Genomic DNA, 19287 nt, shown 5'->3' with positions numbered 1-19287 from the left:
CTTCCTGGACGTCCCCGGCCCAAAGCCGGGGGCGATCCAGGACCCCGTGATCGACGCCGGGGACACGATCCTGGATCGCCCTCGGCCGTTGGCCTCGCGCGTCCAGGACGTCGGGTGGGGGACGGGAGTGACAGGGAGACGAAGCCCTCACCCTTCCGAGAACAGGCCCCGGCGCAGCATCTTCATATAGGCCTGGATCACATGCTCGGGCACCGGGCCGGTATGGCCGTTGCCGTCCCGGGCGTAGCGCATGGCGATATAGGCCCGCGAGGCCAGCAGCATGTAGATGATCGCCTCCAGCTCGTTCTCGTCGAACCCTTGGATCTCGCCGCGCCGGACCGCCCGGCCCAGCGCCGCCTTGTAGCCCTCAACCAGAATCCGGAAATGTTCGGCGTGAGCCTCGGGCGCGAAGACCTCGGCCTCGTACAGAATGCGGTAGAAGGTCGGATGGGTGTCGAGATAGCCGAAGAAGGCCCGCAGCCGTGCCTCCTCGCGCGCCGGTCCGGTCAGGTCGCGCGGCATGGACGAGGCGATATGGTCGAGCATCTGCCGGCCCATATAGGGCAGCAGCCGGTTCAAGACGTCCTGGCGGGATTCGAAGTAGTTGTAGAAGGTTCCCTGGGCGACGCCGGCGAGCTGGGTAATCTTCGAGATCGAGGCCTCGGCATAACCGTCGGTGCCGACCACCTGCGCCGCGGCTTCCAGAAGCAGTCTGTAGGTCTCGCGCGCCTTCTCCTCACGGGACAGACGTCGCGCTTGGGTGGGGCGAAGGGAAAGAGAGTCCGCCATCGATATGTCGGCGCTTCCTAATGCACTGTTATTTCATTTGTATATTAACAGATTAGTTTCGGAAGTTGGGCCAAATTTGTGGCTCTGGGAGAGGGGCGATATCGGCTTTTCTGTCGCCTATGTTCCCGTATTCGTCGTAGGGGATTTGAAGGAAAGCTACCGGCGCCGGGAGGTCAGTTGGTCTGATTGTCCAGCACCAGCGCCTCACCACCGGACCAGACCGGCCCGGAAGCGGAATCGAGTTTGGCAGCCTCCTCCGTGCCGGCCCGGTCGATCCGGTACAGCTTCTCGTCGGCGAAGGCGCTGTGGTTGTGGGCGCTCTCGTTGCCGACATGGCCGGTCACGTTGCGGCTGTCCCAGGCGGTGGCGGCGACGATCGCCTCGCCGGAGGTCGGGGCTTCCACGAACAGGGTCTGCGCGATCTCCCGGTTGAGCCAGCGCGGATCCTCGGCATGGGCGACGGGGGTGAATTTCCAGACGATCCGGTCGGTCATCGGTTTCCTCATGGTCGTGTGGAGGGATTAGGGTCTGTTGGGGAACGGGTTGTCGCGGACCCGGTTCCCGAACGCAAAAGGGCGGCGCCTCTGTCGAGACGCCGCCCCCTTGGATCTGCTCAGGTCAGTGCGACCGCGATCAGGCGAGGTCGAACCGGTCCGCGTTCATGACCTTGGTCCAGGCCTTCACGAAGTCCTTGGCGAACTTCGCCTTGGCGTCTTCCTGGGCATAGACCTCGGCGACGGCCCGGAGCTGCGAGTTGGAGCCGAACACCAGATCGGCGCGGGACGCCTTCCACTTCAGCGCGCCGCTGGTGCGGTCGCGGCCCTCGAACTCCGTCTCGTCCTCGTTCGCCGCCGACCACACGGTGCGCATGTTCAGCAGGTTGACGAAGAAGTCGTTCGTGAGCGTGCCCGGCTTGTCGGTGAGGACACCCAGGTTCGACCCGCCGTAATTGGCGTTCAGCGCCCGCATACCGCCGACCAGCACGGTCATTTCCGGCGCGCTGAGGCCGAGGAGCTGGGCCCGATCGACCATCAGTTCCTCATCCGCCACGCTGTACTTGCGCGGGTGGTAGTTGCGGAACCCGTCGGCCACCGGCTCCAGCGGCTCGAAGGCCTCGGCGTCGGTTTGCTCCTGGCTGGCGTCGGTGCGGCCCGGCGCGAAGGGGACCTTCACGTCGTGACCCGCCTTCTTGGCGGCGTCTTCCACCGCGGCCGATCCCGCCAGCACGATCAGGTCGGCGAGCGAGATCTTCTTGCCGCCCGACAGACCGCCGTTGATGGACGTCCGCAGGCTTTCCAGCTTCTCCAGGGTGGCGGAGAGCTTGACCGGCTCGTTGGCTTCCCAGTCCTTCTGCGGGGCGAGGCGGATGCGGGCGCCGTTGGCGCCGCCCCGCTTGTCGGAACCGCGGAACGTGGCGGCCGAGTTCCAGGCCGCCGAGATCAGGTCGGCCGCCGGGATGCCGGAGGCCAGGACCTTCGCCTTGATGTCGGCCACGTCCTTGTCGTCCACCAGCGGGTGATCGACATCCGGCACCGGATCCTGCCAGATCAGCACCTCGCTCGGGACCTCCGGGCCGAGGTAGCGGACGCGCGGACCCATGTCGCGGTGGGTCAGCTTGAACCAGGCGCGGGCGAAAGCGTCGGCGAACTCGTCCGGATTGGCGTGGAAGCGCCGCGAGATCTTCTCGTAGGTCGGGTCCATGCGCATCGCCATGTCGGCGGTGGACATCATGGTCGGGACCTTCTTGGAGGGATCATGGGCATCCGGCGCCATGTCCTTCTCGGCGACGTTCTTCGGGGCCCACTGGTTGGCGCCGGCGGGGCTCTTGGTCAGCTCCCACTCGTAGCCGAACAGCATGTCGAAATAGCCCATGTCCCACTGGGTCGGGTTCGGCGTCCACGCCCCTTCGAGACCGGAGGTGGTGGTATGCGCGCCGATGCCGGACTCGAAGCCGTTCTTCCAGCCGAGACCCTGGTCGATGATGTCGCCGCCTTCCGGCTCGGCACCGACCAGCGACGGATCACCGGCCCCGTGGCACTTGCCGAAGGTGTGGCCGCCGGCCACCAGGGCGACGGTCTCCTCATCGTTCATGGCCATGCGCGCGAAGGTCTCGCGGATGTCCTTGGCCGAAGCCAGCGGATCTGGGTTGCCGTCCGGGCCTTCCGGGTTGACGTAGATCAGGCCCATCTGCACCGCGGCGAGCGGGTTCTCCAGCATGCGGTCGCCGGAGTAGCGGCTGTTCTCCTTGTCGGAGGTTGCCAACCACTCGGTCTCGCGACCCCAGTAGATGTCCTCTTCCGGCTCGAAGATATCCTCGCGGCCGCCGCCGAACCCGAAGGTCTTGAAGCCCATGGATTCCAGCGCGACGTTGCCGGCCAGGATCATCAGGTCGGCCCAGGAGATGGCATTGCCGTATTTCTGCTTGATCGGCCAGAGCAGGCGGCGCGCCTTGTCCAGGTTGCCGTTATCCGGCCAGCTGTTCAGCGGGGCGAAGCGCTGGGTACCCGAGGAGGCGCCGCCGCGGCCGTCGCCCGTGCGGTAGGTGCCGGCGCTGTGCCAGGCCATGCGGATGAACAGTCCGCCGTAGTGCCCGTAATCGGCCGGCCACCAGTCCTGGGACTCGGTCATCAGGGCGGTAAGGTCCTTCTTCAGCCCGTCGTAGTCGACCGCATTGAAGGCCTCCGCATAGTTGAAGTCCTCGCCGAGCGGGTCCGACATCGGCGGATTCTGGTGCAGGATCTTCAGATTGAGCTGGTTCGGCCACCAGTCGCGGTTGCTCACCGCAGAGGCCAGCGTGTGCCCGTGCATGAAGGGGCATCCGCCTGACTTGTTACTGCCGTCCATTACTACCTCCCAGTATCGCAATTCGGGTTGTCTCTCCGCGGGGCACCGCCACGGCGCGCGCCAGACAGAAAGCGTCATAGGCGTTCGCGACGGTTCAGGGTCCGAGAGAGGCCGACGGTTCGTCCGTCCACCCAACTCCATCGTAGAACCCGACAGGCCCCGCGTCATCGCTAATTTAGAATCTATCCAAACTGAATGATCCGAGGAATTCTCATTTACTGATCGCTTTGATAAGCTGTGCTTATGATAAACATCACCCTGAAACAGCTCCGCTACTTCGACGCCGTCACCCGCACCGGCCATTTCGGGCGGGCGGCGGAGAGCTGCGCGATCTCCCAACCGGCGATGTCGATGCAGATCAAGGAGCTGGAGGAGACCCTCGGGGTTTCGCTGCTGGACCGCAGTGCCCGCAAGGTGCGGCTGACCAGCTTTGGCGAGGAGTTTTCGCTGCGGGTCCGCGACCTGCTGAGGTCTGCCGAAGAGTTGGGAGACATGGCGCGGGCGGCGCGCGAGGGGCTGATCGGGCGCCTGCGTCTCGGCATCATCCCGACCATCGCGCCCTACCTGCTGCCCTCGCTGATCGGCGACCTGACCGAGCGTCATCCCGGCCTCGATCTTCATGTGCGCGAGAGCCTGACCCCGCGTCTGCTGCAGGAGCTGTCGGACGGCCGGATCGACGCGGCGGTCGTCGCGCTGCCGGTCTCCGAGCCTGCGTTCACGGAGGTCACCCTGTTCTCGGAGACGTTCCTGCTGGTCCGGCACAGCGATGCCGCAGACGATCCGGTGCCGAGTCCCGCAAGCCTGCGGGAAATGCGGCTGCTGCTGCTGGAGGAGGGGCATTGCTTCCGCGACCAGGCGCTGTCCTTCTGCAATATCCGCTCGACCCTGCCGCGCGAGACTCTGGACGGCAGTTCGCTGTCCACCCTGGTCCAGATGGTCGGATCGGGGATCGGCGTCACCCTGATCCCGGAGATGGCGGCGGATGTGGAGACGCGTTCCGCCTCGGTGTCGATCGCCCGGTTCGACGAGCCGCAGCCCTCGCGCAGCGTCGGCATGATCTGGCGCAAGACCAGCCCGCTTGCCCCGCAGCTCGGCCAGGTGGCGGAGGTGGTGCGGGGCTCGGCTGCCACCTTGCGCGAACGCCACAGGCAGGCGAGTCTCGCCCCATGAACCGCCGAAGCGCGGCCAAGCAACCGAGGGGAAGGACGCCATGGGCTTCGAGATCGACCGGGTCGACCACATCGTCATCAACTGCCGCGACCTGGAGACGACGGTTGCCTGGTACCAGCGGGTTCTCGGGCTGCAGCGCGAGGAGTTCGCCTATGGGGACCACACCCATGTCGCCCTGAAGTACGGCCGGCAGAAATTCAACGTGCGGCCGACCGGCACAGAGCATTGGTGGAGCGTGGACAACGACGCGCCCGGCAGCCTCGACATCTGCCTGATCACCACCAGCCCGATCGATGACGTGATCGCCCATCTCGCGGCCTGCGAGGTGGAGATCGCCAAGGGCCCGGTACCCCAGATCGGCGCGCTGGGCCCGATGACGTCGGTCTATTTCTACGACCCCGACCGGAACCTCATCGAGGTCGCCGTCTACTCCTGACCGCTGCATGCCCCATCGGTCGGTATGGTTCACGATCCGCTGCGAGGCCGTCGCCCGTCGGGGATGATCGCCGAACTGAGCCCCGACCATTCTCCAGCGGAGGACCTCAGCCCGGACATCTTCGACTACACCGAGAAGCAGTACAGCGAAGTACCGGTGACACTCGAAGTGTCGAGGCGCGCAACACCATGGTGGCGAGCTATGAGGCCGCGAAGGCCGCATTGGACGAGCTGGCCGGCGGCAACTTGAAAAGGCCGGTACGCTCCCGGTCACGCCGCGGCAGGCTGGGCTCGGGCGGCCGGTCGCTGGCATGCCGTGGCGGAAGAATTGACGGGCTCTCTGGTGCACCAAAAGTTAACAGTCAGGGTTAAGATCTTAAGATGTTGAATCTCCCTGGAATATTTTCAAAGTCGATGTAATTTTAGGAACCATACTCGCGGTTGGACGTTCTTTAGTCGTGCAACAGAGTGAGATTCAGTATGTCATTGTCGCGAAACGGAGATCATGAGATGCCCACCCTGCTGGATGTCATCACGATCGAAGATCTATCTGCGTTCGTGGATGGGCAGGCGGATGGCGATCTGGCCGAAGCGATCGAAGAGCTCGATCTGCAGGATGATCGATGTGCGGAAACGCTGGGCGCGTTCATGGCGCAGAATGCCCTTCTGCACCGGGCACTCGACCCGATGACGGACGAGCCGGTGCCTCAACGGCTGCTCGATCTCGTCCGCGGCCATCACCAGGGTCGGAACTGACGGGCTGCGGTCTACGCGCTGAGCCGTTCGCGCCGCGTCCCGCCGACGCCACATCGGGTCAGGGTGCACTTCGGACATAGGAATTCTCGGGAATACGCGCTTCGGCGCGTATTTTTCGTCGTCGGATCAAACGAGATCGTCCGGGACGAACCACGATTTTCTGGCAAAGGCCCGACCCTCTTCGAACGGAAAGTCGGCGATATACGGGCGCCGTTCCGCCTCAGCCGGCCCGCCGGTCGCTGCCTCCTTCCACAGATCGAAAAGCTCTTCATTGCGGCCGGCAATGCGCCGGCCCGCGAAGACGGAGCCCAGATGGTAATCCCACAGCCGCTGTTCGAAGGCGCGGACCTCTTCGGCGTCGTTCCACACCACCCCGGCCTCGGTGTCCCAGCGCAGGCTTCGGCCGTTGAGGTTGGCTGAGCTGATCATCGCCAGGCGGTGGTCGACGATGAAGACCTTGGAGTGAATATAGATGACCGGGTGCCCGTCGATCGTCCGGCGGTCGTCCGTCTCCAGCTCCTGATACCGGTTCACCAACGAATAGAACGCCGCACGCTCGCCGAACGCTTGCCGGATCGCCTCCAGGCACTGGATCTGCAGCCATTCGCCGTGCCGATGCGGCGGCTCCGTGGCGTCTTCGTACAGCACCTCCTGCGGCGCCGACGGCAGCAGAAGGATCAGACGCAGGTCGGGCTGGCGGTGTGCGGCCGCCACCAGTTCCAGGACGATGCTCCGCGACCGCAGGAACTGGGTCTCGATGTAGATCATGCCCTCCGCCTGGCGGATGGCGTCGATATGCGCCTGCTCGATCTCCATGATCGCCGGTCGGGGGCCGAATTCCGTGAGCGTGCGGCGCTGGCGGGACACCGTGCGGATGAAGCGCAATCGGCGGTCGTCGACGCGCTGCGGGCGGGCCGACGTGTCCGGCACGTCCATCCGCTCCACCAGGGCAGGCATATTGCGCACGAACCGGCGCAGGCGCTTGACCCGCTGGTTGAACGGCTTCACCTCCCGGTTCCAGCAATCGATGAAATGGTCCCGCGCGTCGTCGCAAACCGGACCGGTGATGCCCAGGCTGACATCGTGCCAGGTTTCATCGGACGGAAGATCGTGGGCCGGCGTGTCGTAGCGCCGCTCGTTGATGTCCAGCCCGCCGATCACGGCGTACGTGCCGTCGACGATGGCGAGCTTCTGATGATAGGTGGCCGGTCGCAGGCGCGGGGGAGTCCCGAAACGGGGCAGGAGAGCGCTGGGATTGCGGGTTCCCAGCAGCGGCGCGAGGCCGGGCGCCTCCGCCAGCAGGGTCTCGGGACGGACGCCCTGGATCGTGGCCAGACGGCGGACCCGATACCAAACCAGCGGCCAGAATACCCAGCGCAACATCTTGCCGACCTTGGCCTCGTGCAGCGCGGCGATCACCTGCAGACCCGGGCGCGGGTCCCCGTCGTCGCCGGCGTCGATGCGGGCCGTATGAAAGCCGCGCACGGAGGCCCAGGTCAGCTTGTGAAGATCGGTGGCGACGGTGGGCTCGAAATCGGTGAGCAGGATCCGCACATCGACGCCCCGCGACGACACGTCGGCGATCAGGTCTGCCCAGGTCGTCAGGCCCGAGTCCGTGACCCGCTGGGAGCGCAGTCTGGTTGTCGGATCGAAAATACGGAATCCGAGGAGCACCTCGCGCTTGGCGTCGAAGATCCGTTCTTCGAGGGCGGGATAGGCTTCGCTCGCCGCGATCAGCGGGGTGACCGTCTCTGCCGACGTCTCTTCCGCTGGATCTTGCCGTGTCTCAACCCCCAGTGTCGTTTCCATCGCGTCCATCGGCTTCGAGTCGTTGAGCGGCGGGAGAGGAAGCTGCCTGAGGGCGGCCGGAACAGTCATTGAAGGCCGTTTCTCTGGTGTATAGGCGTTTCTGTCGGCTGTGCGTCAGGCGTAACGCGCGACAGGGCTCTCGGTCCGAGATCCCTGTCGGATAGATCGGTTGATGCGGCGCGACGCCCGGGGCGGGGGTCAGCGCGGAGCCTGGATCTCGGCGGACTCGAAGCCGAGCTCTTCGGCTACCGCGACATTGACCGGGTTCAGGTCCATCGTATTCCGCACGCTGGCCCAGGCGGTTTCGATTTCCGCCGCGTCCAGGCCGTCCTCGGTGACGACAGTGGCGGTGTGCACCGCGAATCTCAGGCTCTCCGGCGCGTAGGACTGGGCGAGGATCGCGCCGCCCAGAAGAGTGGCAGGCATGGCGATCAGGGCGACCAGGGCGATACCGGTGACAATAGCTATGGAACGGATCCGCATGTCCTCAGCCCCCCGCCACGACGAGAAGCAGTTGCGCCCACAGGGTGGTCGCGAACGCGCAGCCGATCATAAGGGCCATCCGCTGCAGGGCCGGATTGTTCGCTGGGATGGCGGTGGTGTGCTCCATAGCCGTTTTCATTTCTCTATCTCCTGATCAAAGACGTTGTTGCCGTTCCGTGCGCGGGTGAGGCCTCAGGCGACACCGGCGTGGTGGGCGGCGACGCCGTTGCGAGAGCGCATGGACGAGACGTATGCAGGCGTAGAGGACAGATGGGCGCCGCCGACATGCAGCTCACGAAGACGCATGCGGGCGCGGGCAACGCGGGACTTCACCGTGCCGACGGCGACGTCGAGCATGTTGGCGATGTCCGGGTACGGCACGTTCTCCAGGCCGGCGAGGATCAGCAGTTCCTGATCGCCCTTATCCAGATTGGAGAAAGCCGCCATGAACTCCTTGAGCTCCACGGTGTCCTGCTGGGCGCCGGGGATGGACTGCTCGTACTTGCCGGAGTCCAGTTCCTCCGAACCGGCCACCGGACGCGGGCGGCGGCACTCGGAGATGAAGTGATTGCGCATGATCGTGAACATCCAGGCCTTGAGGTTGGATCCTTCCTCGAAGCTGTCGATGCGCTTCAGCGCGCGTTCGACGGTGTCCTGGACCAGATCGTCGGCACGGGCGGCGTCCCGGGTCAGCGACCGCGCAAAGCGGCGCAGGGTGGGGAGCAGCTGTTCGATCTCTTTGGCCACGTTCGGACTCATCTCGGTCACCTGAATTCGTTTCGATGAATAGCAATAAAGTACTTATTGAGCTCCGGTTCAATTAAATCCGCTGCCCACTCTAAAGCATAAAGCCCCATTTGGGCGGTTTATATAATGGAGGCATTTGCAGCAACATGAGGGACGGGCAGAAAAGGCGGCTCGTAATCATTATGATTATTCGGCTCACTATGAGCGGGAGGGGTTGGTTGGGCGGTTTGGGGTGAATGATCATTTAAAGCCATTGTGTCATTTGACACAGATGACGGCTGTTGAGTAAGAGGCGCACTATGAGTATATGATTGGCCTATCGGCCGCCTCGTAGGCGCTATCTGTCGGATCTAAATGGTGTTAGTGCTCAAAATCGGATGATTTCGATCCCCGGTTCCAAGCATCTGGGCCGCGGATCCGACGACTTGGATGGTGTGGCGAGGCCTGGCACCATGGAGAACCCGATGGGTGAAGAACAAAAGTCTGGTCGTCGTACTGAGCGGCTTCAGCTCATGCTGGACGACGAAGAGCTGACCAGGATCGACGATTGGCGCTTCGATAATCGTATCCCGACGCGCGCTGCCGCGATCCGCGAACTGATCAGGCGCGGCATGCTCTATGAGGATGCGATCGACGAAGCTGTCGACATGCCGGACCCCAGAGACATGAAATCAACGGAATATCGGGCTATTCCGATCGAGGAATAACGATCGTCCCCGATATTCCGGACTATTCGTATGTCCAAAAAGACCGATGCCCAGCTCTGCGAGCTGGGCATCGTCGTTGTAGCAGTGTCTCGCAGGTGAGCGTCACATGGGTCGGCGGCCGCGGATGGCGCCGGCCACGGCGCTGATCACCAGCAGCACGAGGAAGACCACGAAGAGGATCTGCGCGATATCCGCGGAAGCGGCCGCGACGCCGCCGAAACCGAACACGCCGGCAATGATCGCCAGCACGAGAAACATCAGACTCCAACCAAGCATTTTCGTCTCCATTTTTCAGTCAGCGCTGGCGACCGAACGGATCCAACGCATTGAGTTGTTGTGACCGGTAAACGCCTGTTCAAATGAACGGTTCCGCAAAAGGACCGACAAAAAATGTGCCGATGTGCCGGCATCCGCCCCGCCGGACGGCACGGTTGCGGGCTTCTGCATTATATAAACGCGACACACCGCGCCGGGTCGCGGGCGAGCCCGTTCGGCCGAGTCTTCCCACCGTGTCGCCCGGCTTGGGGCCAGGGACAGACGGCGCCGCTCGTCGAAAGGATCGACCGATTTTGGAACTGCCGTTTGGGTGAGCCGTTGTCGGGACATGGGGGCGGTTGGAACCCATACCGATCGTGCCATGCGGGACCCGATATCGTTCATCGGAGGGCGCATAGGGCGCAGCCGTTGAGGCGGGTCCTGTTTCCATCTCAGAAACAGGAGACACGCATGACTATGAAAACCCTTCTTCGCAGGTCGACGCCATTCGTGCTGGCTGCGCTGATCAGCACGCCCGCGACGGCCGGCCTTATCTTCAACGACGTCGCCGAGATCCGGGACCGGACGCCGACCGGTACCTCGTTCAACGAGCAACTGGCTCAGGAGTACAAGAAGATCGCCCTGTTCGAGGCGGACGAGATGTACGACTGGATCGATGCCGAGAACCACGCCACCAAGGGCAACATGGCCGCCAACGGCAAGACGCCGCTGCCCTATACGCCGGCGGAGTGGGACATCGAGAGTACGGAGCATCTGCGCGAACTGGAATTGGCCCGGGCCGAACTGCTCAGAATCCTCGACAACGGCGCGCGCAGCAGTGCGCCGCACGAGGCGGCCGTCGCCCAAGCGAAGTACGATTGCTGGGTCGAGCAGCAGGAAGAGGGCCATCAGCCGGCGCATATCGCGGCCTGCCGCGATGCCTATGTGACGGCGCTGGCCGATCTGAAGCTTGCGGTGGCGCCGGAGCCGGCCCCGGCCGTGGCCGTGGTGCAGGACGAGATCGCCCGGGAGACGGTGTATTTCGAGTTCGACAAGTCGACCTTGACCGGACAGGCCCAGGCCAAGATCGACAGCTTCGTCGGCGAGATGAAGAAGATCCAGCCGGTGGTTACGCTGTACATCGCCGGCCACGCCGATACGACGGGCCCGCAGGACTACAACGTCAACCTGTCGAAGGATCGGGCCGCCTCGGTGCGGGCCGCGCTGGAGCGCCAGGGCATGACCGTCGGCGACTACAGGGACCTGGAGATCGAAGCCGAGGGCGAATCCGATTTGGCGGTGCCGACCGCCGACGGTGTCCGCGAACCGCGTAACCGCCGGGTCGAGATCATCGCCCGCGGTCAGGTGACGAAGATGATCGACCAATCTGCGGCGCTGACGCAGTAGGCGCTGGCGACCGACATTTCGGCCTGCCCATAAAGCGAAGCCCCCGCCGGCGACGGCGGGGGCTTTGTCGTGTCATTCGCTGAACAGCGAGTTCTGAACGGCGGCTCCTGCGGCGCCCGATGCGTCGCAGCGGCGAATCAGGCCTTGGGCCGACCCAAAGGGAGTTCCTCTGCAGGTTTCACGCCTTGCTTGGATGCATCCAGGCCGAGCCTGATGAGCATACGAATGGCGCTTGACCGGGAGTTGACCCGGTGTATGAATCGCCAATCTTCGATTTCGCCCAATTCGTCGTCGTTGAGCATGATCTGCAGACGTTCAGTGCGTTTGCCGCGAGTTTGTATCCCTTCCGTCATAGTATTATCTGATCCTTCCGGCGTGGGGCCAGTTCGTCTCAAGTCAGTCCAGATTTGATCGTCCATACAGACTTAGTACCTGTATTTAGGTGCCAGATCTTCATCATGGGTTAATGTATAGGCGCTTTTCGAAAGGGCTTTATTCCATAGGGCACAACGCCATGGTCACCGACAAAGCGGGCAAGCAGTTGAATATCATGACCGAATACCTGTTCCGTAAATTGTCCGGGATGATCGCTGTCAACGACGTCATGCGGTCGGCGTTCTCGGTGGTGTGCACGGACAAGGCGCGGTTCGCCAAAGGCGATTATATCGTCCAGCCGGGTCAGGATTTTCGGTCCGTCTACCTGATCGTCGACGGCTGGGCGACGCGGTCCAAGCTGACCAGCAACGGCGCGCGGCAGATCATCAATTTTGCCATTCCGGGCGACATCCTGTGCTTCAACGCGGCGCTGTTCGACAAGGCCGAGGTCCATATCCAGGCCCACACGGCGATCGACGCGTTTTCGATCCCGATCCGACCGTTCTCTGATCTGCTGAACAATCAGCCGCAGCTGGCCGTGGCGCTGGCCTGGACGGCGGCGCAGGAGGAGGGGGTGGTATCGGAGCGTCTGCTGTCGCTCGGCCGGCGCAGCGCCCGTCAGCGGGCGGCGCATCTGCTCTGCGAGATCCACCGCCGGCTGCAGGTTGTCGACCTTGTGCGGCCAGGGGAGCAGTTTCAGCTCCCGCTCACGCAGGAGGATCTGGCGGACTCTCTCGGCATCAGCATGATCCACACCAACCGGGTCCTGCGCGATCTGGTGCGCGGCGGACTGATCGCCATGGAGCGGAACTCCGTGCGTCTGCTGGATCTCGAGCGTCTGCGCGAGATCAGCGAATTCTCCGACGATTATCTGCATTTTCCGGAAGACAAAAAATAAGGGGAAGAGACCTGCGTCCCTTCCCCTATTCCTGCCGCACGCCCCTCGGGACGTCGGTATCCTGTGCGGCCCGCGTGCTGCCGCGCCAGGCTCAGTCCTTCTTCGACTCGTCGATGATATAGCCGGTGCCGGCGCCGACGGCGCCGCCGATCGCTGCACCGCATGCCAGACAGCCGCCCGTCACCGCGGCACCGGCCGCGCCGACGCCGGCGCCGATGGCGCCGCCGGACAGGGTGCTCTGCTGGGTGCTGTTCATGCCCGAGCAGGCGCTCAGGGTGAGGCCGGCGGTAACCAGGGCAGCGGTAGCAAGCTTACGCATGGCTCTATCTCCTAGCTGTTGCATTCTTGCAGGGGAACGCTTCGTCCGAACGGCGGTTCCCGCATATCCCTTGCTTCCGAAAAATTATTCGCCGCCGAAAATGCGTCAGCCGCCGTGTTGGGGCACGGCGGCTGAGCAAAAGACGCGGGGAAGGAGAGTGGGCTTAGTCGGCAGCGTCCTTAACGGCGCGCTTGGTGTCGTTCACCGCCTCATCGGCGGCCTCGCCCATCTGTTCCATCGGGCCGTCCTGGTCGTAGCAGGCGGACAGGCCGAGGGAGAGAAAACCAGCAAGCAGACTGGCCCAAACGATCTTCTTCATGACTAACCTCCATTCTTGATGTCTTCAGCAAGACCTCGTGTGTTCGGTGGGATAACGGACTTGGTCGGGGTCGGTTCCCATAAATAATTGTCCGATGTCGAACGCGGGGCGCCAAGTGCTCCGCGGCGGCCGCGGCGGGAGCACTTTCTTTATACCTGTGCGCGCCGCGGGGCGGACGCCGCCAGGGGACCTCCGCCGGCAGAGAGACTCCCTCATACCGGAACCATCGCGTCGCGATGCCGTTACCCAGGCAGATTTCATTGTCGTGCTGCGGGAACGGATCGACCGACCGCGGCGGTCAGAGATGCCAACGGAGAATCGAAGAATGCTCTATTCCAGATCCCTCTTGGCCGGACTTGTCGCCGGATCGTCCCTGCTCATGACCGTGTCGTCCGCAGCCGGGCAGCATGCCATGCCGGTCTCCCTGGCCGTGCCGTCGGAGACCGACGTGGCGGCCCTGCCCCTGGCGGAAATGCTGGGCGATCCCGCGGGCGGAGATCTGACCGGCGATATCGAACGCCTGGTGATGCAGGGCTTCCTGGAAACCGGCCTCAGCGCGGATATCGGCGACAGTGCCGTTCAGGCGGGCCGCATGGCCTATGCCCAGGACCTCTTCCAGCCGATCTGGTCGAAGGCGGGGGCGGAGTCGCTGATCCGGCTGAACGAGAACCTTCTGGCATACGGTCTTCCGGTGGACCCGGATGGCGGTGAGGCGGTTGCCCAAGTGGTCGAGCGGCGCTTCGACGCTCCGAGCGATGCGGATCGCGCCCGGGCCGACATTGAGCTGACGGCGATCTGGCTGCGCATTGCCGCGGCGGTGAGCGGCGGATTGGAGGACGAGGGTGCCGCGGTTGCGTCTCTCGCCAATCAGCCGGCGCGCTCTCTGCTGACAACCGCGCTTCGGCGCGCAGGCGAGGGTGACGCGATCGGCACGCTGACCCCGTTCGAACCGGAGAGCGCCCAGTACAAGGGTCTCAAGAAGGCGCTGCACCAATACATCGATATCCAAAGCCGCGGCGGGTGGTACGCCATTCCCGACGGCGATCTGGTCCGCGAGGGCGACCATGATTCCCGCATCCCCCAGCTGCGGGCCCGCTTGCAGGCCGAAGGCTATGCGATTGCCTGGGAGACCGAGGCGGACCGGGACGACCCTGCGCCCACTCCGACCGACAGCGGCCGTCCTCTTGTCGAGGTGGCCCTGAAGGACGGCGCGGCGGAGGATGGCGCGATCGCCGAACGGGCGGCCGACCTGATGGCCGATCCGACCGAGTTGGATGCGCCTCTGGTGGCGACCCTGAAGGACTTCCAGTCCCGTCACGGGCTCGAGCCGGACGGGGTGGTCGGCCCGATGACCCTCGCCGCGCTCAACGAGAGCGTCGAGTCCAAGGTCGGTCGGATCGTGCGGGCGATGGAGCAGTGGCGCAGCCAGGGGGCGCTCGGCGAGCGCTATGTCTGGGCCAATATCCCGTCCTTCACGGCCGAGGGCTGGAACGCGGGCCGTCGGGAAATCCGGATGAAGACCGTCGTCGGCATGCCGTCCCGCGAGACGCCGATCTTCTCCGACCAGATCGAATACACGGTGGCCAATCCGAAATGGTACGTGCCGGTGAGCATCGCCCGCCGGGACAAGCTGCCGAAGCTCATCGAAGATGCCACCTATGCCGACCGCAAGGGTTTCACCGTCTATGAGCGGAGCACCGGCCTGCAGGTCAGTTCCTCTGCGGTGAACTGGCGCGATCCGGGCGCGGTCAACCGGTATCGCCTGGTCCAGAACCCGGGTTCCTCGAACGCGCTGGGCGAGTTGAAGATCATCTTCCCGAACCGCCATTCGGTCTATCTCCACGGAACGCCGAGCACATCGCTGTTCAAGCGGGCCAGCCGGGCCTTCAGTTCGGGCTGTGTGCGCCTCGAGCGCCCGGTGGCCATGGCGAACTGGCTCGCCTCCCACGATACGCGGGCAAGCGAGGCGCAGATCCGGCGGGCGGTCGCGTCCGGCGAGAACCGGCACATCCGCTTCGGGGCGCCGATCCCGGTCCATCTGACGTATGTGACCGTCACGGTGGACGATGAAGGGGTTCCGAATTTCTGGCGGGACATTTACAAGCGCGACGATCAGATTCATTTCGTCGAGCGTTATGCCCCGCCGGAGATCCAGACCACGGCGAGCGTCGCCCTCGACAGCATGGGACCGAAGCCGGCTGATTGATGCGGTTTGCTTGGAATTTAGTATGTGCGGCGGTGCTGTTCGGCCTGATCATGGCCGGCAGCACTCCGGCCGTAGCGGAAGGCCGCGCCGTCCGATTGAACGGCGACGCGCCCCCTCATCGGATCTGGCACCGGCTGGTGATGCCGGGCCACACGGTTCGTCTCGACGTTCCTAAAGGTTATACGGCGTCGGTAGACGGCGAGCCGGTCGGGAGGCGCTGGGTAGCTCCGGAAGCGCCCGGCCACCATTCGCTTCGGGTGGTCGACAAGACGGGCGAGACGGTTCAGCAGGTCGCCCTGTTCGTTCTGGTGCCGTCCGCCAGCATCGATGACCGCGGCTATCTGGAAGGCTATCGGATTGGCCGCTATCCGCGGAACACGCCGAAGGGGTTCATCCGCCTCGGTCGGAACGATCTGAACATCCGGATCTCCCCGTCTTTCAGGATCGGTCAGTTCATCTGCAAGCAGCAGCCCGGCCATTTTCCGAAGTTCCTGCTCGTGGGCGGTGCGAATGTCCATCGCCTTGAGGTGTTGCTGGCGGGCCTGCGCAAGGAAGGGGTCACCAAGGCGAAGAACTTCTTCGTGATGAGCGGATTCCGCACACCCTATTACAACGCCGCCATCGGCTCGGCCCGTCTGTCTCGCCACATGTACGGCGATGCCTCGGACATTTATGTGGACGTGGATCCGCGGGACGGAGTCATGGACGACCTGAACGGCGACGGCGCGGTTACGAAGGCCGATGCCGATTTCCTCTACGACTTCGCCGAGCGTCTGTTCGCCGCCAGGCCGGACGTTGAGCCCGGCGGGCTCGGGTCGTATGCGGCCAACGCCGTCCACGGCCCCTTCCTGCATAGCGACGGTCGCGGCAGCAAGGCGCGCTGGGGACGGTAAGTGTCTGTCGGAAGCGCCGGGCCGGAACCGATCGATGGGCGCGCGGCCTGTGTCGGTTGGAGAGAAGCCGTCCGCTCCCGGTCGCCGGACTTGAGCTGCCGGGCGATCTTTCTGCTCGACACTGACGCCCAGGAATGATCGAACCCTCGTCGCAGAATATAAGCGTTCGCCTGCGGCGGGACGGCATGGTCCCAATTGCCATGATTGCCGCCGCAATCTTGATGTATCTCGATGGTCGGGATCTGAAGAACCGTGCGGTTTCAGCGCAGCGCCGATGTATCGTTGGGCGTTCCTCGTCCGGTAACGCTATCGTTTCTCTACCCAGATTGGGGGAAGCTGTGTTTCGCGTGTTCTTGCCGTCGGTGATGTTCTACGCCCAGGCAGCCGCCCATATCGGGTCGGCCGCGTATCAGGCCCGGCGCGGGCGGCTGACCAACGCCCGTCTGGTCGAAGGCAGCCATGCGCTGCGCCGGTCCCTGGAGGCCGTGGGCGTCCGCTTCGAGGTATCCGGCCTGGAGGAGACGGACTGGAGCGGTGGACCCTATGTGTTCGCCGCCAACCACATGAGCGCGCTGGAGACCCAGATTCTTCCGTCCATCCTCAGCCAGGCCGCCCCCTGTACGTTCGTGGTGAAGTCCAGCCTCGTGGGCTATCCCGTCTTCGGTCCCGTGTTGAAGGCCTTCGACCCCATCGTGGTCGACCGGAAGGATCCCAAGGCGGATCTCCGCCAGGTGCTGGGCGAGGGCGGCAAGCGCCTGGCCTCCGGCAAGTCCGTCATCGTCTTCCCGCAGGCCCATCGGACCGAGGCCTTCGACCGCAAGGGCTTCAACACCATCGGCGTCCGACTGGCCCGGGCGGCGGGCGTGCCCATCGTGCCGATCGCCCTGCAGACCACCGCGTGGAGCGAGGGACGTCTGCTCCAGGATATCGGCTGGATCATCCCCAAGCGGCCCGTCCGTTTCGCCATCGGCAAGCCCATCGACATCGGCGCCGACAGCCGCGGCGCCCAGGAGCAGGTGGTGTCGTTCATCGAGGGCAAGCTCGCGGCGTGGTCCGAGTCCGAGCCGAAGACGGCCTGAGACGGCGGGGAATAATATTTCCGCGGGGACGGTCGGTTCTCGGGCCGGCTTATGGCATCTTGGGGCTTCGCGCCCGGCCGCGATGGATGCGGCCGCCGGCGATACCGGGAACCGACGGAGACCCTGATGACCGTGAAGACGATCGCGACCACCCCGTTCGACGGACAGAAGCCGGGCACCTCGGGGCTGCGCGCCAAGACCACGGTCTTCATGCAGCCGCACTACCTGGAGAATTTCGTCCAGTCGGTCTTCGACACGGTGGGTCCGCTGACCGGTAAGACGCTGACGCTGGGCGGCGATGGCCGCTACTTCAACAGACAGGCGATCCAGACGATCCTGAAGATGGCAGCGGCCAATGGGGCCGCACGGGTGGTGGTCGGCCGGGACGGCCTGTTGTCCACGCCGGCGGCCTCGGCGGTGATCCGCAACCGCAAGACCGATGGCGGTCTGATCCTGTCCGCGAGCCACAATCCCGGCGGCGAGGACGGCGATTTCGGCATCAAGTACAACATTCCCGCCGGCGGCCCGGCGCCGGAAAGCATCACCGGGGCGATCCACGCCCGCACGGCAGAGATCTCCGAGTACCGCATCCTCGACGCCGCGGATATCGACCTGTCCCGCGACGGAGAGAGCGCGCTCGGCGACATGGCGGTCGAGGTGATCGACCCGGTCGCGATCTATGCCGATCTGATGCGCTCGCTGTTCGACTTCGACGCGATCCGCGCCCTGTTCGCGTCCGGGTTCCGCATGCGGTTCGACGCCATGCATGCCGTCACCGGGCCCTATGCGACGGCGATTCTCGAAGGCGAGCTCGGCGCACCGGCCGGAACGGTGATCAACGGAACGCCGCTGCCGGATTTCGGCGGCGGTCACCCGGACCCGAACCCGGTCTATGCGGCGGCGCTGATGGAGGAGATGTTCTCCGCCGACGCCCCGGATTTCGGCGCCGCCTCGGACGGCGACGGCGACCGCAACATGATCGTCGGCCGCAACACCTATGTGACGCCGTCGGACAGCCTCGCCGTGCTGGCGGCCAACGCGCATCTGGCACCGGGTTATGCCGGCGGGATCGCCGGCGTGGCGCGCTCCATGCCGACCTCGCGGGCGGCCGACCGGGTGGCCGAGAAGCTGGGGGTGGAGGCCTTCGCCACGCCGACCGGCTGGAAGTTCTTCGGCACGCTGCTGGACGCCGGCCGGGTGACGATCTGCGGCGAGGAGAGTGCGGGCACCGGCTCCAACCATGTCCGTGAGAAGGACGGGCTGTGGGCGGTGCTGCTGTGGCTCAACGTGCTGGCGGCGAAGAAGATGTCCGTGGCCGACGCGATGGCCGAACACTGGGCGACATACGGCCGCGACTACTACTCGCGCCACGACTACGAGGAAGTCGACAAGGCCGCCGCCGAGACGTTGATGGACGACCTGCGCGACGTCCTGGCGGGCCTGCCGGGCAAGACCGTGGAAGGCCTGACGGTCACCGAGGCGGACGATTTCGCCTATACTGACCCGGTGGACGGCTCGACCGCCTCCAAGCAGGGCATCCGCATCGTCTTCGGCGATGCCGCCCGCGCGGTGCTGCGGCTGTCGGGGACCGGCACGGTCGGCGCGACCCTGCGGGTCTATCTGGAGCGTTACGAGCCGGATCCAGCGAAGCAGGGCGACGACCCGCAACAGGCCCTGGCCCAGGTGATCGCGGCGGTGGAGGCACTCGCCGGCATCGCCGAGCGCCTCGGCCGCGCCGAGCCCGACGTCCGGACCTAGCGACTCCACGGCCTCCTTATTTTCTCACTCTCCGGATT

General features: G+C 64.7%; 20 protein-coding genes. 10 read left to right on the top strand and 10 right to left on the bottom strand.

Annotated features, from left to right (window positions below):
- Nucleotides 1-147 precede the first annotated feature (147 nt).
- From T8K17_RS22390 to katG, 3 genes are all read right to left on the bottom strand, one after another.
- A complete protein-coding gene (locus T8K17_RS22390) occupies nt 148-789 on the bottom strand; it encodes a TetR/AcrR family transcriptional regulator (protein WP_322331954.1) in 642 nt (213 codons plus the stop codon).
- 173 nt (nt 790-962) lie between these two features.
- On the bottom strand, nt 963-1283 hold the full coding sequence (locus tag T8K17_RS22385; protein ID WP_322331953.1) for a hypothetical protein: 321 nt from the start codon (nt 1281-1283) through the stop codon (nt 963-965).
- A 139-nt stretch (nt 1284-1422) separates the two neighbouring features.
- Nucleotides 1423-3633 carry a catalase/peroxidase HPI gene (gene katG, locus T8K17_RS22380; RefSeq protein ID WP_416153150.1) on the bottom strand — a complete coding sequence of 737 codons (2211 nt, stop codon included), beginning with the start codon at nt 3631-3633 and terminating at the stop codon, nt 1423-1425.
- 243 nt (nt 3634-3876) lie between these two features.
- Between katG and T8K17_RS22375 the strand changes: the two genes are divergently transcribed.
- The 3 genes from T8K17_RS22375 to T8K17_RS22365 all read left to right on the top strand — a co-directional run bounded on the left by T8K17_RS22375 (nt 3877) and on the right by T8K17_RS22365 (nt 5994).
- On the top strand, nt 3877-4803 hold the full coding sequence (locus T8K17_RS22375; protein ID WP_322331951.1) for a hydrogen peroxide-inducible genes activator: 927 nt from the start codon (nt 3877-3879) through the stop codon (nt 4801-4803).
- Nucleotides 4804-4843: 40 nt separating this feature from the next.
- A complete protein-coding gene (locus T8K17_RS22370; RefSeq protein ID WP_322331950.1) occupies nt 4844-5239 on the top strand; it encodes a VOC family protein in 396 nt (131 codons plus the stop codon).
- A gap of 509 nt (nt 5240-5748) precedes the next feature.
- On the top strand, nt 5749-5994 hold the full coding sequence (locus tag T8K17_RS22365) for a hypothetical protein (protein WP_322331949.1): 246 nt from the start codon (nt 5749-5751) through the stop codon (nt 5992-5994).
- 126 nt (nt 5995-6120) lie between these two features.
- Here the strand turns inward: T8K17_RS22365 and T8K17_RS22360 are convergent, their stop codons facing one another.
- The 4 genes from T8K17_RS22360 to T8K17_RS22345 all read right to left on the bottom strand — a co-directional run bounded on the left by T8K17_RS22360 (nt 6121) and on the right by T8K17_RS22345 (nt 9045).
- A complete protein-coding gene (locus tag T8K17_RS22360) occupies nt 6121-7803 on the bottom strand; it encodes a phospholipase D family protein (protein ID WP_322331948.1) in 1683 nt (560 codons plus the stop codon).
- Between the two features lie 198 nt (nt 7804-8001).
- Nucleotides 8002-8286 (bottom strand): hypothetical protein, encoded by a 285-nt coding sequence (locus T8K17_RS22355; RefSeq protein WP_322331947.1) that lies wholly within the window; start codon nt 8284-8286, stop codon nt 8002-8004.
- Nucleotides 8287-8290: 4 nt separating this feature from the next.
- A complete protein-coding gene (locus T8K17_RS22350) occupies nt 8291-8425 on the bottom strand; it encodes a hypothetical protein (protein ID WP_322331946.1) in 135 nt (44 codons plus the stop codon).
- A 53-nt stretch (nt 8426-8478) separates the two neighbouring features.
- On the bottom strand, nt 8479-9045 hold the full coding sequence (locus T8K17_RS22345) for a sigma-70 family RNA polymerase sigma factor (protein ID WP_322331945.1): 567 nt from the start codon (nt 9043-9045) through the stop codon (nt 8479-8481).
- Nucleotides 9046-9497: 452 nt separating this feature from the next.
- Between T8K17_RS22345 and T8K17_RS22340 the strand changes: the two genes are divergently transcribed.
- Nucleotides 9498-9740, top strand: coding sequence for a hypothetical protein (locus T8K17_RS22340; RefSeq protein ID WP_322331944.1), 243 nt, complete (start codon nt 9498-9500; stop codon nt 9738-9740).
- Between the two features lie 102 nt (nt 9741-9842).
- Here the strand turns inward: T8K17_RS22340 and T8K17_RS22335 are convergent, their stop codons facing one another.
- Complete coding sequence (locus tag T8K17_RS22335) at nt 9843-10016, bottom strand: DUF1328 domain-containing protein (RefSeq protein ID WP_028792861.1); 174 nt, start codon at nt 10014-10016, stop codon at nt 9843-9845.
- Between the two features lie 450 nt (nt 10017-10466).
- On the opposite strand from T8K17_RS22335, the gene T8K17_RS22330 reads away from it, so the two are divergent.
- Both T8K17_RS22330 and T8K17_RS22325 read left to right on the top strand, forming a co-directional pair.
- Nucleotides 10467-11402 (top strand): OmpA family protein, encoded by a 936-nt coding sequence (locus T8K17_RS22330; protein WP_322331943.1) that lies wholly within the window; start codon nt 10467-10469, stop codon nt 11400-11402.
- Nucleotides 11403-11844: 442 nt separating this feature from the next.
- Nucleotides 11845-12675, top strand: coding sequence for a Crp/Fnr family transcriptional regulator (locus tag T8K17_RS22325; protein WP_322331942.1), 831 nt, complete (start codon nt 11845-11847; stop codon nt 12673-12675).
- Nucleotides 12676-12766: 91 nt separating this feature from the next.
- Here T8K17_RS22325 and T8K17_RS22320 read toward each other — a convergent pair whose 3' ends face one another.
- Both T8K17_RS22320 and T8K17_RS22315 read right to left on the bottom strand, forming a co-directional pair.
- Entirely contained in the window at nt 12767-12994 is a 228-nt protein-coding gene (locus T8K17_RS22320; protein WP_322331941.1) for a hypothetical protein, read from the bottom strand.
- Between the two features lie 163 nt (nt 12995-13157).
- Entirely contained in the window at nt 13158-13313 is a 156-nt protein-coding gene (locus T8K17_RS22315) for a hypothetical protein (RefSeq protein ID WP_322331940.1), read from the bottom strand.
- A 325-nt stretch (nt 13314-13638) separates the two neighbouring features.
- Here T8K17_RS22315 and T8K17_RS22310 point away from each other — a divergent pair, with 325 nt between their 5' ends.
- The 4 genes from T8K17_RS22310 to T8K17_RS22295 all read left to right on the top strand — a co-directional run bounded on the left by T8K17_RS22310 (nt 13639) and on the right by T8K17_RS22295 (nt 19249).
- Nucleotides 13639-15519 (top strand): L,D-transpeptidase family protein, encoded by a 1881-nt coding sequence (locus T8K17_RS22310; protein ID WP_322331939.1) that lies wholly within the window; start codon nt 13639-13641, stop codon nt 15517-15519.
- Nucleotides 15519-16412, top strand: a complete 894-nt coding sequence (locus T8K17_RS22305; RefSeq protein WP_322331938.1) for a D-Ala-D-Ala carboxypeptidase family metallohydrolase — start codon at nt 15519-15521, stop codon at nt 16410-16412. Before T8K17_RS22310 ends, T8K17_RS22305 begins: the two co-directional genes overlap by 1 nt.
- 347 nt (nt 16413-16759) lie before the next feature.
- Nucleotides 16760-17491 (top strand): lysophospholipid acyltransferase family protein, encoded by a 732-nt coding sequence (locus T8K17_RS22300; RefSeq protein WP_322331937.1) that lies wholly within the window; start codon nt 16760-16762, stop codon nt 17489-17491.
- A 126-nt stretch (nt 17492-17617) separates the two neighbouring features.
- Nucleotides 17618-19249 (top strand): alpha-D-glucose phosphate-specific phosphoglucomutase, encoded by a 1632-nt coding sequence (locus T8K17_RS22295; protein ID WP_322331936.1) that lies wholly within the window; start codon nt 17618-17620, stop codon nt 19247-19249.
- The last annotated feature ends 38 nt before the right edge of the window (nt 19250-19287 follow it).

The sequence above is a fragment of the Thalassobaculum sp. OXR-137 genome (genome assembly GCF_034377285.1).
In the GTDB taxonomy this organism is placed as follows: Bacteria; Pseudomonadota; Alphaproteobacteria; order Thalassobaculales; family Thalassobaculaceae; genus Thalassobaculum.
This window is presented reverse-complemented; position numbering and strand designations above follow the sequence as displayed.

Coding starts and splice junctions, on each gene's coding strand:
- T8K17_RS22335 (WP_028792861.1), bottom strand. CDS start 10,016: ATGCTTGGTTGGAGTCTGATGTTTCTCGTGCTGGCGATCATTGCCGGC.
- T8K17_RS22350 (WP_322331946.1), bottom strand. CDS start 8,425: ATGAAAACGGCTATGGAGCACACCACCGCCATCCCAGCGAACAATCCG.
- T8K17_RS22330 (WP_322331943.1), top strand. CDS start 10,467: ATGACTATGAAAACCCTTCTTCGCAGGTCGACGCCATTCGTGCTGGCT.
- katG (WP_416153150.1), bottom strand. CDS start 3,633: ATGGACGGCAGTAACAAGTCAGGCGGATGCCCCTTCATGCACGGGCAC.
- T8K17_RS22340 (WP_322331944.1), top strand. CDS start 9,498: ATGGGTGAAGAACAAAAGTCTGGTCGTCGTACTGAGCGGCTTCAGCTC.
- T8K17_RS22360 (WP_322331948.1), bottom strand. CDS start 7,803: ATGGAAACGACACTGGGGGTTGAGACACGGCAAGATCCAGCGGAAGAG.
- T8K17_RS22365 (WP_322331949.1), top strand. CDS start 5,749: ATGCCCACCCTGCTGGATGTCATCACGATCGAAGATCTATCTGCGTTC.
- T8K17_RS22370 (WP_322331950.1), top strand. CDS start 4,844: ATGGGCTTCGAGATCGACCGGGTCGACCACATCGTCATCAACTGCCGC.
- T8K17_RS22355 (WP_322331947.1), bottom strand. CDS start 8,286: ATGCGGATCCGTTCCATAGCTATTGTCACCGGTATCGCCCTGGTCGCC.
- T8K17_RS22390 (WP_322331954.1), bottom strand. CDS start 789: ATGGCGGACTCTCTTTCCCTTCGCCCCACCCAAGCGCGACGTCTGTCC.
- T8K17_RS22345 (WP_322331945.1), bottom strand. CDS start 9,045: ATGAGTCCGAACGTGGCCAAAGAGATCGAACAGCTGCTCCCCACCCTG.
- T8K17_RS22375 (WP_322331951.1), top strand. CDS start 3,877: ATGATAAACATCACCCTGAAACAGCTCCGCTACTTCGACGCCGTCACC.
- T8K17_RS22385 (WP_322331953.1), bottom strand. CDS start 1,283: ATGACCGACCGGATCGTCTGGAAATTCACCCCCGTCGCCCATGCCGAG.
- T8K17_RS22305 (WP_322331938.1), top strand. CDS start 15,519: ATGCGGTTTGCTTGGAATTTAGTATGTGCGGCGGTGCTGTTCGGCCTG.
- T8K17_RS22310 (WP_322331939.1), top strand. CDS start 13,639: ATGCTCTATTCCAGATCCCTCTTGGCCGGACTTGTCGCCGGATCGTCC.
- T8K17_RS22295 (WP_322331936.1), top strand. CDS start 17,618: ATGACCGTGAAGACGATCGCGACCACCCCGTTCGACGGACAGAAGCCG.
- T8K17_RS22315 (WP_322331940.1), bottom strand. CDS start 13,313: ATGAAGAAGATCGTTTGGGCCAGTCTGCTTGCTGGTTTTCTCTCCCTC.
- T8K17_RS22320 (WP_322331941.1), bottom strand. CDS start 12,994: ATGCGTAAGCTTGCTACCGCTGCCCTGGTTACCGCCGGCCTCACCCTG.